We start from the raw sequence: 15,342 nt of genomic DNA on the forward strand, positions 1-15,342 counted from the left end.
AAATTGAGAGGTATTATTTAATACGATTATCACACTTTAATGTCATCGCCCCCCCCCCCCTGTATTAGGAAAAGATTTTAATCACTAAGATCTAACCTACCTAGAATTTTAGCCAACCAAGGTTCTGCTTTTTTAGGCTTAACAAAAGCAACTGCGGCGGCTGAGAATGGTGATTTTCGGTTACAAGCATCAACTAGTCGATTTTCAGCATTATTTACATTTACCTGCATAGATTGTTTACTCGCCAGTGGTAATCCATGAATACTTTCTAGTAGCACTAGGTCTTGCTGAACGGAGATGATTACTTTAAGCCTGTCACCTTTCACGGTCTTGTGGTTTAGGTTGTAGCACTTAGCACTCGTCTTTACTCTTTCATATTTAGCTTTATCTGTGGCTTGGTCGTACCGAGAATGTGCCATACCAGGGGACTTTTCAAATGATAACAATTGAACATCGGCAAGTACGCACGGGTCGATCAAAACAGGTGCTTCAACGTTATGGTTTGTTAGCGAACATCGACCCCAGACTCTAGCGGTTTCATTTTGAAGAGGAAAGTAGTCATGTTTTCCACCATTATCTCTCGGTTGGTTCGCATACTGGCATGAATACCGATAATTTTTTGCTTCAAACGCTAACCACCAATAACCAGAGTGTTTTTTTGATTGTCCACTCACGACTCTAGTGACATAAGCCCCTTTAGTTCTCTTAACTGCCCCTTTCGGGCGAAAGTGATCAACATTGAAATCCGTACCAATTCTCGGTACTTCTGAATACCAACATTTATCGCCAAATTGGTTGATAAAGTTATCCTTGAATGGTGACCATTTACTACCAAGTCGCTTAAATTCTGCTGATTTATCCTGGGCATTCTGAATATCAGTTAACCACTGTGTGGCATTAACATCCCAGCCGTCAGGTTTACATGCATCAATTAAGTTAATATCTATATATCGCAACTAGACCAACCCTTTTGTCTTCAAAATATTTTCAATTATCTTCAACCGATACTGAGTGTCATCTATACCTTTAGAATCCATAGCGTCCATTGCTCTTTTTCGAGCAATTAAGAACTGTCGATAGTCTTCATCTGGGTGGGTATAACCATAGCCAAGTCGTTCTAAAGAGCCGTTTAACTTCCTTAATTCCTTGGTTTCATTCTCACTTAAAGATTCTTTTTCAAGTAACGTTCTACGTTTCTCTATTACACCGCTTGTATGCCTGTCTAGTGTTGTCGCCATGCCAAACATATCACTGGTCAATATTCCATTAACTCCCATACCTATTGGGCTTTCAGCGGGTACTTCAGCAATCGACTGGCCTTCATGATTATTGCGTATAACTTGTATTTGCTGTTTATCCAATTCAGCTATAGCTAGTGGATGGTGAGTAACCATTAAGATATGGCAGAATTTTTGATTAGGTATGAACCGTTTAAGAAAGGTATGGTATTTAGCTGCCCATGCAGGATTTAAATGAGTATCGGGCTCATCCAATAGGAATAGTGAATCATCTTCTACTGTAAACTCTAAAAGGCCCAAAACAGTTAGTAACTGTTGCTCTCCTTCGCTTAGCTCACTAAAACTAACAATCTCATCGTTGTGCAATTTAACTTTAATATTTACGCTATCAATAAGCTCAGACAACAATGTACTTTCTAGCATTTTAAATAAGTCTTTAGGTTTTAACTCCTTGGCCACTTTTTTTAATCCGTGTATGTCTGGTAAAAACAAGTGTACGAACTCATTATCAACGCCTTTGCCCGTTAACGAGGTCGCTTCTTCTCTTGTTGATTTTACAGGCCCATAGCTATAGGGAAGCAACCTATCTAAAAACTCGCGAACTACACCTCGTGCGCCCCAGAACGTGTCACTCTTATTGTTTTTACCCCAGTCAGGCCGACGAAATACAAAATGCACGGAATGAAAGCCTTTTATACCCAGCTGCTCAGCCAGAAACTCACGGCCTACACCATGTTGCTGGTTTAAAAAGAAAGCGAGAAGTACAAATTGGCTATGGAATGGTTTTGCGTAAAATAAAGGGCGAACCTCATCTTCAATTTTGACTTTATTTTTCAACAGTTGATTATAAAACTTGGTTCTATGCGGCTTAAACAAGTCTTCTAGTCGATCACTTGGACCTGAGTAATAGGCGAATAGATGTTGAGGTAAATATTCTGAAACCCCTTTGGTATCACGCCTAACCTTTGATAAGGCTGCTGGTTCAAACTTCGAATAGGTATTATCTTCCTGTTTAATCGCAACCTTAATTTTATGCTGCTGATGAGGCGTGCTGCCATAGTCAGGTGACGCATCAACTTCAATCATCTTTTCATTATCTGCACCCAATAAATATATCAATTTATAGCTGAAGGGGGCTTGCTCATCACCAAGGTCTAAGGCTCTGAAAATACGCACTAATGCTTCAATAACATTCGATTTCCCAGAGCCATTTCTACCAATAAGAACTGTTAATAATTCTTTATCATCAAAATCGATTTCTAAATTGTGGATATTTTTAAAGCCGTCCCTGATTTTTAAAAAATCCACCTTCATTTTTTAGTCACCTTGAAAGTACTGTTTTCACCTTCACCAGATTGAATAACAACTTTGTGTTCAATAAGGCTTTTTAATTCACTGAAAAGATCATCGATAGCACTGAAGGTGTTGCCAGTTAAAGCATCAAATAATGCCTGAGCAGACATTCCCTTATTTTTACTCTTTAACAGCTTAAAAACTTCTCCAGTTTGTTCAAATTGATTTTCAACCACTGGTGAATACACTTCTTTTGACTCTGGTACAGAACCGCTCTTCTCAGAAACTTCCTTTTCTCCTACCAGCGTTACTTTTACATCATCTGGCTTTGGCTGTGAACTCTTCATTTTTACAGCAACCACTTCTCTTTCATCTTCAGATATAGGAGAGAATAGTTTTCCGCTAAATGCTCTTGCTAGTATTGATTGAGTCAGTTTATCAACACGAAGTTTTGCCGCTTTGTATTGCATTTCTATGACTTCAGCTTTAGCCAAAAACTCAGAAACAAGTCTAGCTATTTCTACTTGCTCTGCTTCTGGTGGAACAGGAACGGGAATTTTTTTTAACGCTTTTTGATTAATTTTTGGAAGAACAACTCGTCCTTGCTGTTGTGATGTAAAATGAACGAATTGATCAGATAACATTACATAAAGTAAATATTCTCTATTTAATTTTGATTCAATTGGATACATATCAGCGCTACATAAACCTTCAAAATCTACCGCACAAACTTTATTTAAATATGGTCGTATTTTTGAATACACAATTTGACCAGAGAAAAATCGGTGTTTATTGCTTTTAACACCGTCTTTTTCAACGGTCACCAACTCAAGTATTCTGCCTGAATTTGCTTCAATATGATTAGGGGCCAAGTGAATTGCATCTGGAGTTTCTTTAGGATCTACTAGATTCGATTTTATTTCTGCTGCATCTTTGAAACTGACATAACCCCATTCAATAGGTAACTCGCCGAGTTTATTTCCATCATAGTCGGTGATGAATACGCCCGCCATTTTATTTGTGAGTTCACAATGATTCTCTCGCCAGTCTTTGGTGAGTTCGCCGGAAGTGGCGGCGGCGAGTACGGATTGGCGAAAGCGTTTTAGGAGGGTTGGGATTTTATCGAGGCGTGCTTGTGCCGCTTCAACTTTGGCTAATACTGAATCCAGCTTATCGGCAATAAGTTTTTGCTCTTCTTTTGAGGGCGGCAGTCGAATAGGAGCCGCTGAGAACTTTGTCTTATTAATTATTGCAACTGTAGTGGCTGAGGCTTCATTTTCCATCCACTCTCTAATAGTTCGTAGATAGTGGAATAAATATTTTGATTCAACTGTTTCATTAGGAATAGCTGTATTGATTTGCTGGTTAGTCGCTGACTTTTCTTTTGCGATAGCAACTCTTCCAAGATTGCCAATACAAGTCACAGTAATAGAGCCCTTCGGAATGCTAGGAACTAACTCTGCGCCTTTTTCAGTTATGGTCTCAACAGTAGAATTTATATACCCTTGGTTATGAATATCCCCAGGTTTAATAAAAGGAATTTTGCCGCCAAAATTATCCTCTTCTTTTTTACTAGGAGTTTTACCTGTTACGATCTCTGATATTGAATCTAGTCTAACTTCACTCCAACCTTGAGGCAATTGGCTCATGCAATAACCTCGTCAATTTCTTCCGCTACATTTAGCTCAACTAAAATTGATTGTAGATCAGTAATCGCACCCGCCAGTTCTTCAATGGCTTCGTTAATGAGGATATCTGGTTCTGGGAGGTTGGCAGCATCTTCAATACTGTCATCACGTATCCATGCTAAGTCGAGAGAATCTTCTTTACTTGTAATCTCTCCACGAGTGAATGATCTTAATCGACAGGTATCAATGTTGCCGATTTCACTGCCATTTTTATGATTATCAATAAAGGCTTGTCGTTTGGCTTCGTCTACTTGAGTTAAGTCACTGCCAACTGCTTTATAAAATTCGTCAAAATGGGCCTTGGTTAACACGTTACGTTTACCAAATTGCGGCATGTTGGCGCGAAGATCGTATACCCAGACTTTTTGGGTGTTTCCCTTGTCCTTATTGACGTCTGTTGGTTTTTCAAAAAACAGCACGTTGGTTTTAACGCCTGCCGCATAAAAGATACCTGTCGGTAAACGTAAAATGGTATGCAGGTTACACTTTTCCATTAAGTCATTACGGATTTTACGACCTGTTGAACCTTCAAATAATACGTTGTCTGGCAAGACGACTGCGGCACGACCACCAGGCTTTAACATGCTTTGATACATGGCATGCAAAAAGGCTAACTGCTTATTAGAGGTGTAATGCACCAAGTCATCACGGCTTGGAATGCCGCCACCTTGTTTGGTGCCAAAGGGTGGATTCGCGAGTATCAAACTTGCTTTCGGTAAGGCTTTACCTTCATTTGAAAGCGTATCACCATAAAGTACACCTGCGTTGGCATCATCTACCGCTAAGTCGTGTAACATGAGATTCATCATGGCTAAGCGGCGCGTATCTGGCACTAACTCCATACCAAAGAAGGTACCATGCTGATATTTTTTGTAAGCCGCTTCGTCAAGGGTTTTTATATCATGGTGTTTTTCAAGCTCATGATGTGCTGCAATTAAGAAACCACCAGTACCGGCTGTTGGGTCAACAATCACGTCATCCAAGTTTGGCTGCATAAGTTCAACCATCACTTCAATTAAGACGCGCGGTGTAAAGTATTGCCCTGCACCTGATTTTTTCTCGCTTGCGTTGACTTCAAGCAAGCCTTCGTACATGTCACCTAACCCTTCATTTTTAGCGGAATACCAATCTAGGTTATCAATTTCAGACACTAGCTTGTTTAACGTGGCAGGTTTACGAATACAGGTTGAAGCATCAGCAAAAATGGCTTTCGTGATTAATGAGCCATTTGAGCCTAAGTGAATAAGCAGTTTTTTATATTCTTCTAACCGGGTGACAGCGTTAAATTTTTCGATATCTGACCAGCGATACCCTTCAGGGATCAGCTCTTCTTGCCCTGTTTCCTCTACCATTTTTAAAAACACTAGGTAGGTTAATTCGTTTAAATACTCGTGGTAGGTAACACCATCGTCACGCAACAGGTTACATAGATTCCAGAGTTTATTAATTAGGTCTTGTGTGCTCATGTTTTTCCTTGAATTGTTTACGCGTTAATGAGTAAACAAATTAAATAATTCGGTGTTTAGGTAGTAGTTGTCTTTACCCAGTTTGTGTTTCGTTAAGACGCCAATATCCACAAGCTGGTTCAAGTATTTACTGGCCGTATTACGGTGTATATTTAGCTCGTTCACTAAAAATTCCACTTTTGTATAAGGGTGTATAAACAGGTTGTTAATCAACTCGTGGCTATAGAGTTTTGGCAGCTGCGTCTTAATTAGGTGCTTATGTTTTTGCATTAATACCATCATGGCTTTAATGGTCGCTAAGGTATCTTGACTGGTTATTTGTAATGCTTTTAGCATATACAGCAACCAAGGTTCCCAGTGATTGGTTTCCCGTACCTGTTGTAACAACTCATAGTATTCTGCTTTGTTTCTGTTCAGGTAACGTGAAAGATACAGAATAGGTGCACCTAACAGGTTTTGTTTACTTAAAAACAGTATGTTTACGATGCGGCCAGTTCTGCCGTTACCGTCGTAAAATGGGTGAATGCTTTCAAATCGATGATGAATCAAGGCCATTTTAACTAAGTCATCATAGTCACTGAGTTCATCATTATTGATAAAAGCCTCTAACTCACTCATTAACTTAATAATGTCATCGCCCGTTTGTGGCGGTGTATAAACAATTTGCTGAGTTTGTTGATTAACTAGCTTTGTTCCACCCTGCTTTCTAAACCCTGCGTCGTTATTTTCTATAATACGCTGGATATCGATAATGGTATTGTTGGTCAATATTCCTGTTTTTATAACGGTTTCGTAGCCAACCTCTAGTGCCTTGGCGTAACAATGGACTTCTTTTGCATTGTGAGAGGTAAATTGTTGGGATGGATAGTGGCTACGGTATAAATCATCTTGTGTTGTAATGATGTTTTCGATTTCTGAACTTTCTTTCGCTTCTTGTAAGGATAAGGTTGCTAACAAGATGTATTGGTTTGGCAAGGTGACAGCCAATCCTTTTAACTCACCCAGCGCCTGATGCGCTTTCGCTGTCGCCTTTAAAACGGCTTTGGTCTCTATATCGCCAAGTTGCGCTAACGGCGTAAACACAGGGTTATTTCCATTGCTATTTGTCATGGGGGTTTGCCACCGCTTCTTTGATTCTCTGGGCACGTTCAAAACATATGCATTAAAAACACATTAATTTGTGCGCATGCTAGCACAAATGCACACAAAACCTAATTTTTATATGCGTGTTTTTTAGTCGTGCACATGGTTTCATGTATTAATGTGCATTAACTTGCCCAGAGCGCTTTATTAAAGTCATTCAAAATATCTGCAATGGGTTGTTCAAACAATTTATTTGCGCGTTTGGTGCCACCAATTTGTTTAAAGATACCTTCGTTAAGGTTGCTCTCATCAACAATCACATTCGCTTTTATTTGCCCTGCGATGGTTTCGAGCCATTCCCTTTGCGGTGTTTTCCATGGTTGGCGACTTAGAATACTCGCTAAGGCGTTATCAACCCGTTGCTCATAGGGAACCAATGCACCACCTAATGCGGCTTGACGAATAAAACCGATAATACGCGCAGCGATCTCTTCGTTTTTCACCTCTTTCCAAGCGACTTTTAGGTCTTGCTCACGAAATTCATTTTTCTCTAGCTCTAACGCCAATTGTTTTAGTCCATCTCGGGTTAAATCCCAAGGACGTTGTATGACAGTTTGAATCGCCACCATACGGTTACTGTTAGCATTAACAAATTGATTAAAGGCGGAAAGGTAATCTTCTGGTTTTTGTCCACTGCCATATCCAGTTGACGTTCCAGTCACTTCATCTTCATGCGCTGAGATAACAATGTGATTGTTGCCACCAGCTCCTGACACTCTTAAATCAAGTAGCTCGCCTAACCCTGGGTTATTCACAAACCAATCCGCAACTTGTTGTAGTCCCATGCTTTTGATTTCTTGCGCAAACTCTTTCGGTGGTTTACCGACTATGCTTTCAAACTCAGCATGTTGCTCAGGAGAAAGATAGTTCTTTTTACTTTGTAACTTGGCAAGAAATTGATCTTTTGCTAATTGCTGCAGCTTAGGGTCAGGGCCTTGTTTTATTTCATTTTCGAGTTCAGTAAAAGTGATATCAACTTTGGTCACAACAGGTTTTATGGTGTTTACTTTTTCAAGCTGTTTATAGATATCTACCCCATCAAAAATACGAAACCTCTCTTTGGAGATTTCGTCACAACGACGTGTCGCACGGCCCAACATTTGTTCAAATAAAATTCGGCTGTTTACACGTCTTAAGAAGACCAAGCTGCAAATTTTTGGCACATCCACACCTGTGGTGAGTAAATCTACCGTAACTGCTATATTAGGTAGCCTGTCATTTTTATATCGACGTATTTTTTCCAGCGGTTTATCTGATGCCCCCGTTATCTTTTGAATGGCATCATCATCCACTTCACCATGGTAACTTTCACAGGCTTCTTTTAATGCCTCAACCACATCATCTGCGTGTTTGTCGGTAACACAGAATATTAAAGTTTTTTCTTGAGAATAAGGATTTAAGGAGTCGCTTTCTATTAACCAACGGCATATCTGTTTAGTAAACTCAGGCACAATAACTTTGCGGTTGAACTGAGCCACCTCAAAGTTAAGCTCATCGGGTGTATTGATAAGGCCAAATTGCTGAGTGTTCGTATCGTAAACTTGCACTTCTTCGTTTACTTTGTAATTAATACCATCCGTATTGAGTTTGGTATGAACACGAATTGGCGGTAAATGATCGACTAAGTGACCATCGATTACGGCTTCTGTATATGTATAAGTAAATACAGGAGCGCCAAAAATGTCTTTGGTATGTGGCGCAGGTGTTGCGGTTAACCCCACTTTAAACGCATCAAAATACTCAATAACGGTTCTGTACTTTGACATATAGTCTTTTTGATCTCGAAAGGTTACTTCCGTGTCACTTAGTTCACGGTCTAGTAGATAACCTCGGTGACACTCATCTACAACGATACAATCATATTGACCAACACCGGGTTTAGTCGCGTTATCTGAAGGGTACATAATACGTTTGACTAACCCTTGAACCGTTGCAATATGAACTTTTGTACCTTCTTCTGGAAATGGTTTAGCTGATTTGTCTGGCTCAATCCCCAAGACTTCAAATGTGTCCGCAAATGAATTGGTGATGCTTTCCATTTTTACTTCACCAAAATCCACTGTGGCTTGCTCTCCCAGCGCACTTCGATCTACTAAGAAGAGAATACGGCGAAATCGTTCTGCCTTAAGAAGCCGATAAACAAGCGCAATACAGGTTTTGGTTTTACCCGTCCCTGTCGCCATAGCAACCATCGCCCTTTCTTTACCGTCTTTAATGGCTTGCTCAACACTTAAAATGGCCGTTTTTTGATAGTCACGAAGCTTTAGTTCATAGTCAAATCCCATATCATCCAATTCAGCATTGGCTTGTTGCGGAGTTTGACGTAAATACGTTTTAATTTCTTGCGGCGAATACCAACCTTTCAATGCTTTACGACGATTCGTATTATCGCGAACATCTAAAAACCAGATGCCGCTTTCTTGCTCTAATTGTTTTAAATAGGCACGACCATTGGTAGCAAAAGTCAGCGGAGCATTAAATTCACCATATTGAGTTACTTCTACATCTTTAGGGAGGTTTTCAACCCCTTTGGCATATCGTTTAGCCTGATCTATTGCGCTATAGACATTTTTTGCATTCTTTTTCGCTTCGATCACACCAACAAGTGTCATTCCGATAAATAGAGCATAGTCAGCAGGTCCAGATTGAGTCGGCCACTCTGCAATGGCCTTATTTTTACTTGGTTCAGGACGAGCATCTTTGGAATAACGTAGATTTTCAGTATCTGCTTCCCAGCCTGCATCATTTAATTGTTGATCAATCACAACACGAGTTTCAGCTTCATCCATTTCAAACATTGATTTTTCAATACGTTTGAGCTCTGCCGCTTGCTCTTGTTTGGGTTTTGCTTGGAATGATTTAGCGTGTTCTTGGTTAGCAGCTTCCGCTACAGCTTTATATCTTTCGGTTTCCTTTTCACTGTCTAAGGCAAGTTGTTCCCAAACGGCTTTATCTTCAGCCATTTTTTCAGCACGTTCACGTTCTGCTAACGCTTTCTCTGATTCAATTTTGTTTAATGTTTCAGCAGTTTTGATCCGTTCGGAGCTTCGCTGTGATTCACTTTTTAATTGCTCAACTTGCTCTTCAAGTTGACGAACATATTCAGACGGGTCTTGTGGCTTAATAAATTTTGTAATTTTGAAGCCTTTGGCAGCGTCTCCACCAAAGGTAGTATGAAACCACATCGCTAATGCATGACCGACCATGATTGCTTTTAACGCATCTCTATGGCTCGTACTGTCAAATTGATGGGTTGCGGTGTTGCCTAGCTTACGGATAGTGTGAAATGCATCTCGAACGTTATCGTCTAAGCGTAAGTTATAATCGAGATCTCGTAGAAGGTCGACTTGTTTTACATTACTACCAGACTCTATACCTATGCGGGCAGCAATCGATTGCGCTATAGCCTCACCTAGTTGCCGCACCTTTATAAGCGAAGTGTTAGGGTCAGAAGAAAAGTTTAGTTCAGCGCTTTCAGCTAATTTAAATAACCAATCTTGGTGTTTTTTTAAAAAATCGAAATTACTTACCTGCCTCATAACCTTTCCTTAGAATCCTTCAAAAAACTCTTCATCAATTTTCTTGAGTTTTAATACCTGTTCATCTCGGCTACCAATGTTGTAGTGCAACATAAGCTTGGCTAAGTCATTTCCGCTCACTAGTACGATTCTGGTGCTGAGTTTTTGAGCGGTGTCTATCGCGGAGTTCGTAAAGTCTGACGTGGTGATAAACAAGCCCTTTTGAGCGTTGTGTAGGTTTAGTGCACCAAAGAAGTCACGAATGTCACCAGAGCTAATATTGTTACCTTGCTTGTAGCGTTTCGCTTGGATGTAGATTTGATCTACACCTAAAGGGTCTTGATTGATGACGCCATCGACACCGTTGTCACCAGACTTTCCTAAAGCATGAGCTGTGCCCTCTTCCGTGCCGCCGTAACCCATAGCGATGAGTAAGTCTATTAATAGCTGTTCAAAAAAAGCTGGAGAAACACCACGAGTTCGTTCCAGGATGTCTTGAGCAAGTGCGTCGTTAATGGTCTTATACGCATTACGAAGCGCCTCATCAGGCGTGATGCCACTGCTGTCTTCTTGTTGATCTAGTTTGATTGACACTTGTTGCGTGTTTTCTACTGTTGCTTTTGTATTGCTTAAATTCGTAAAGGCAACAAATTCATCAAACTGTTTAAGATATTGATTATTAATATCCAAATTCGGTGTTTTTAAAGCAGTAATGCCACGATGAGTAATAACAAAGTGCGCACGGCGTGGGCTATCGATAAGGCCCGCTTTAGCAAGATAGGCTGTTTACCACTGGGAAGTGGTTCAATACGCTCTGCGTCTGTGAGGTCGAAATGTTCCGCTATATTGTTGATGACGTCACGGAGCTTCACTTCGTTTGTAGTTGACTGTTGAAGCGCCAGAAGAAAAGGCCTCATGCAGTCTTGGTAATTGGGAATCATCCGTTTTCCTTTTGTTTCTCTATCCATTCGTCTAGGTCTTCACGTTTAAAACGCCATGAACCACCAACTTTAAAGCCGGGCAACTTACCTCCACTTGCTAGTCGATATGCTGTTTTTTTCAGCTAACTTTAAGTAAGCAGCAACTTCTCTCAAGGTTAAGATTTGATCTTCCATTAAGAGCACCATCTTGCTTGGATTGAATTATCTATAATTGATACTGAGAGAATACGAGAAAATTGGGGAAGGAACAATAATTCATATATGTCACTTCAAATAAATAGACTCAATCTGCGCCATCTAAAATCGGCAGCCACCAAAACCTTCACGCATGAGGGTGCTGGAGGGCTTGATTTAATTCTTCTATACAGTATTACTCAGCTGATTCGCTTAACGCTTTGTCCGTCGCCTCCACCAGCAACTTAAAAAAAGATAAGCATTTTCGCATATCATCACGACTGACTAGATGAGAGTCTTGTTTATTTGTTACTGAGCGATGAACCGCTTCCCCACGTTTTTTTATCCAATTATCTAAACGGGCGCATGTGTCTTGTTTTTCTTGGCCTGCAATGGCCCAATTTTGGGTAACATCAATATTTAGAAAACGCTCAAAGAAATCTTTAGTTTTACGGGTGTTCGGTGTATGAAAGTATCGTAGGTCACGATCTAGCGAACTAATAACAAAACGCTCGACCTGCGAACCTTTAAGAGGACGCATTTGTAAATGCAACTCTTCAGATATACGGTCTTCTACGTAGGTCTCCCAAGCCGTTAGTGTCATTATCAACGCGGCTCGTTTTAACTCTTCGGGGTCACGATTATCAACCCTGTCTCTATTTAGCTTGTCATAGGCTTCAAGCAGGCGTTCAGAATCTTGAATAGCGATATCAAAGTTTTCTTTAGACTTAGACACAATAGCTTCCTAAATTGATGTGGCTGACGAATGAAGTTGTAGATCAATCCATTTTGAAAAGTGATGCAATGGATCACAAACTTTTGCCATAGCACTACTATGATGGCCAATAAGAACACCTTGGACAGATAGCCCTCGTTGCTCCTTGCGATTGTTTATCTTGCGACTCAGTCCAGCGGATAAAGAAAACTCTCCATCACTAACTAACAAAATGTCAGCTTTCTCCCAATCTTCCTTATCGCTTTGTTTTAAAGCAAGGTTGAGTGGTCCTTCAGCATCGGTGCCACCACCAAATGACATGGAAAGAAAAGTAACCATCCTTTCTAAGCCCTCAGGAGTAAGATTTAACTCAATCTCCTGGACTTCATTCTGACTGCCAAACAGATAAATGTAACAGGCTCTTTTTTCTTTGGTAGCAACAGTCAAACACTCTAAAACCAATGCTTTTGCAATATTTTCTGGTGTCCCAGCCATAGAGCCGGATGTATCTAAGCAAATAATCATTGGTCCACGATTGCGTGCTTGTCGAAGTCCAGCTTGATCTTCTGGCTTTTCGACCTGTTGCTCACGATCTTCTGAAATTATGTCGGTTCCCTCAAAGGCATAACTTACCAATGCACTTTCAGCCCGACGCGCATGCCAAAGTTTTTTTAAAATAGGATGAACTAACATAACCGCTTCCTGAGGAAGCATTCTGCTAACAGAGTCTGATCGAGTAATGCCTTTGGCTTCTTCAGGTACCCAAGGTGTTTTTACTTCGTATTGATACTTAAATGAAATGCTCATTTGTTTAGCAATTTGCTCGACAATAGGCGTACCGTCACAATCCTTCATCCGCCCCATAGTGCGAATAACGTCTTGTAAACTGGGTAGTTTTTTAATGACTTTATGTAGCTCGACTAAATTCATCCATCCATGACTTTGAAAGAAGCCCTTAGACAAACCATAACCTAATCCACTTAGAACCCCGAGGTCATCAAAGACAGACTTGAGCTCTTGCCACACCTCTACACGTTCTTTCCAGATAGAAGGAAGAAGATCAATTCCAGAATCTAATTGAGGGATAGCTTGAAGCCAAGCTAAAGATTCACACTTAGTATGAATCTTTAGCTTCTGATCTTCGGATAATTCCAGTTGCTTCATATTTCTAGGCTGTATTTTTTTGTCTTCCAACGCTAATTTTATCTGTCTCAGCTCTTGTTCTTCGCTATTTTTAATCAAAGGTAAAAGCAGTGTGTTTACTTCAGAATGCTTATTTTCTAGAGCATGAAATAAATCGACTATCAGAGCATCTGTTACTTCTTCATTTTCATAACAATAAGAAGGTAGCCCTGTCTGTACAATTGCCCCAAGCACTCTGCTTTGTACTTCGTCAGGCAGCCATGGAACGGGTGACATCAGAGTCGTACCTTCTAATAAACTCTGTCTAAAACTTGCTACTGATTCACAGCGAGCCGTTAAATCTCCACCCGAAGTATGGGCGAATATGGTTGGCAGCAATGCTTCTGGAACCAATTCAACCGCTATAAATTGGTTATTAAGCTGGTTAAATACTCCTGAAGGCGCTATTTTTTGCTTAATCACACCAACTCGCCTTCTAATGTGTCCTCTGTATCGTTATCTGAATCTGAGGAATCATTGATTATTGCTATAGGTTCTTCAACCGGCAAAGACTTAAAGCCTTCAACAAGCTTTTCCGCACGTTTTAAAAGCTTTTCTGTATGCTCTTTTGCTGTTTGATAGCTTCTTACAACTTCTAATTTTAAATCTTGATCAACCCAAATGTGATTATCAAAAATGACATCAACAGCGGAAATATTATCTTCAAGAGTGACTAAATGTTTTTTGATTTTTTCTTTAATTGATACCGTCTCACTAACTCTGCCCTCAATGTGAAAATTCGAAAATGGTATAGAAATCAAAAGTGGTTCATTATCGATGTCGATCATACAAGGCTCATTTTCATCATAACTACTACCTTTGGATGTTGTCTCCTCTTGATACCTGTCTATGTATAGTAATTTACCATTCGAATGTTTCTTTTGGATTTGTTCTTTAGCTTTGGTCGTCTCTTTACCATCTGAGGTAACAAATAAAAGCTTTCCTTTAGCATTAGTTTTTTGCTTTTTCTGCTTCTGATCATTACTAAGGACGCTTTCTAATCCTGAGATAGTTTTTGTGACTGACGAATTGGTAAAGTCACCATCAATAACCATTGAACGTAAATATAATTCTTGAAGCCCTAATAACTGATCAGGTTGTTCCCATAAACAGTGTGGCATGATCCAAGCGTCATAGTTTGTTACTTCCATTTGACCTGATGTGAAGGCTGACACTTTTAGCAATTTGATGATTTTTCGCCAACGGCGATCAGACACATAAATATCTTCCACTTTAAGGTAGTCACGAAATTCCTTACACAGACTGATAACGGATGAACTTAGCTCTACCTTTTCAGATATTCTTTGTACTTCGTGCAACTCATCAACTTTTAAGCGACTACTTAAATCGGGGTCACAGCTCCTTCCAGCCATACGAAGCAAGGGTTCAAAGGAATCATCAGATACTGGCTTCACAAAACTACGTATCATGAATCTATCGTATAGGGCGCTTAACTCTTCGCCTTCTGGTAACTCATTGCTCGCTGCAACAACAGAAATTAAAGGTACTGATTTACGAGTGTTTCCATTATCGAATTTACGTTCGTTAAGTAGTGTAAGAAGACTATTCAAAATAGCGCTATTAGCTTTGAAAATTTCATCTATGAAAGCAACGGAGGCCTCAGGCAAATAGCCGCTGGTCAAACGATTGTATCTATCTTCCTCTAATGCTTTGATTGATAAAGGACCAAACAACTCTTCTGGTACAGAAAAACGTGTTAACAAGCGTTCAAAATAATCCGCTTCAACAAATACACTTCTTAGACGTTTTGCTAATTCACTTTTTGCCGTTCCAGGAGGCCCAAGTAATAAAATATGCTCTCCTGATAAAGCAGCTAGCAAAAGCAATTTAACTTGTTCGTGACGCTCAAATAGTCCCGTATTCATATCTTTCATCAATTGTTTTAAGCGCGTTTGTCTGTTCGTAGCAGGCGTTAATTCTTGAGTATTCAAAATGAAGATTCCTTTTTCGTTTTAATGACAAT

General features: G+C 40.0%; 11 protein-coding genes and 1 pseudogene. All 12 read right to left on the reverse strand.

From position 1 onward, the window contains the following. Positions 1–77: 77 nt before the first annotated feature. A complete protein-coding gene (locus E0D71_RS14305) occupies positions 78–956 on the reverse strand; it encodes a hypothetical protein (protein ID WP_133004000.1) in 879 nt (292 codons plus the stop codon). Further along, positions 957–2,552 carry an AAA family ATPase gene (locus E0D71_RS14310; RefSeq protein WP_133004001.1) on the reverse strand — a complete coding sequence of 532 codons (1,596 nt, stop codon included), beginning with the start codon at positions 2,550–2,552 and terminating at the stop codon, positions 957–959. Next, on the reverse strand, positions 2,549–4,180 hold the full coding sequence (locus E0D71_RS14315; protein ID WP_133004002.1) for a restriction endonuclease subunit S: 1,632 nt from the start codon (positions 4,178–4,180) through the stop codon (positions 2,549–2,551). The genes E0D71_RS14310 and E0D71_RS14315 overlap by 4 nt, the downstream gene beginning before the upstream one ends. Further along, positions 4,177–5,685 (reverse strand): N-6 DNA methylase, encoded by a 1,509-nt coding sequence (locus E0D71_RS14320; protein ID WP_133004003.1) that lies wholly within the window; start codon positions 5,683–5,685, stop codon positions 4,177–4,179. The genes E0D71_RS14315 and E0D71_RS14320 overlap by 4 nt, the downstream gene beginning before the upstream one ends. A gap of 24 nt (positions 5,686–5,709) precedes the next feature. Continuing rightward, a complete protein-coding gene (locus tag E0D71_RS14325) occupies positions 5,710–6,795 on the reverse strand; it encodes a Fic family protein (RefSeq protein WP_133004004.1) in 1,086 nt (361 codons plus the stop codon). Positions 6,796–6,953: 158 nt separating this feature from the next. Then, a complete protein-coding gene (gene hsdR, locus E0D71_RS14330; protein ID WP_133004005.1) occupies positions 6,954–10,367 on the reverse strand; it encodes a type I restriction-modification system endonuclease in 3,414 nt (1,137 codons plus the stop codon). Positions 10,368–10,376: 9 nt separating this feature from the next. Next, on the reverse strand, positions 10,377–11,036 hold the full coding sequence (locus tag E0D71_RS14335; protein WP_207923416.1) for a restriction endonuclease: 660 nt from the start codon (positions 11,034–11,036) through the stop codon (positions 10,377–10,379). Positions 11,037–11,047: 11 nt separating this feature from the next. Further along, entirely contained in the window at positions 11,048–11,287 is a 240-nt protein-coding gene (locus E0D71_RS17465) for a winged helix-turn-helix domain-containing protein (protein WP_207923417.1), read from the reverse strand. Beyond that, a pseudogene (locus tag E0D71_RS14340) lies at positions 11,284–11,461 on the reverse strand (helix-turn-helix domain-containing protein). The gene E0D71_RS17465 and the pseudogene E0D71_RS14340 overlap by 4 nt, the downstream one beginning before the upstream one ends. Before the next feature lie 196 nt (positions 11,462–11,657). Continuing rightward, positions 11,658–12,197: a HEPN domain-containing protein gene (locus tag E0D71_RS14345; RefSeq protein ID WP_133004006.1), complete on the reverse strand. Its 540-nt coding sequence runs from the start codon at positions 12,195–12,197 to the stop codon at positions 11,658–11,660. Between the two features lie 9 nt (positions 12,198–12,206). Next, entirely contained in the window at positions 12,207–13,781 is a 1,575-nt protein-coding gene (locus E0D71_RS14350) for a VWA domain-containing protein (protein ID WP_133004007.1), read from the reverse strand. After that, entirely contained in the window at positions 13,778–15,310 is a 1,533-nt protein-coding gene (locus tag E0D71_RS14355) for an AAA family ATPase (RefSeq protein ID WP_207923418.1), read from the reverse strand. Before E0D71_RS14355 ends, E0D71_RS14350 begins: the two co-directional genes overlap by 4 nt. Positions 15,311–15,342 lie beyond the last annotated feature (32 nt).

It is taken from the genome of Marinomonas sp. KMM3893, from assembly GCF_004352855.1.
Classification (GTDB): domain Bacteria; phylum Pseudomonadota; class Gammaproteobacteria; order Pseudomonadales; family Marinomonadaceae; genus Marinomonas; species Marinomonas arenicola.

What these genes read in the sequence shown, in the direction of transcription:
- E0D71_RS14310 (WP_133004001.1), bottom strand. Translation starts at nt 2,552, where the DNA reads ATGAAGGTGGATTTTTTAAAAATCAGGGACGGCTTTAAAAATATCCAC.
- E0D71_RS14315 (WP_133004002.1), bottom strand. Translation starts at nt 4,180, where the DNA reads ATGAGCCAATTGCCTCAAGGTTGGAGTGAAGTTAGACTAGATTCAATA.
- E0D71_RS14320 (WP_133004003.1), bottom strand. Translation starts at nt 5,685, where the DNA reads ATGAGCACACAAGACCTAATTAATAAACTCTGGAATCTATGTAACCTG.
- E0D71_RS14325 (WP_133004004.1), bottom strand. Translation starts at nt 6,795, where the DNA reads ATGACAAATAGCAATGGAAATAACCCTGTGTTTACGCCGTTAGCGCAA.
- hsdR (WP_133004005.1), bottom strand. Translation starts at nt 10,367, where the DNA reads ATGAGGCAGGTAAGTAATTTCGATTTTTTAAAAAAACACCAAGATTGG.
- E0D71_RS17465 (WP_207923417.1), bottom strand. Translation starts at nt 11,287, where the DNA reads ATGATTCCCAATTACCAAGACTGCATGAGGCCTTTTCTTCTGGCGCTT.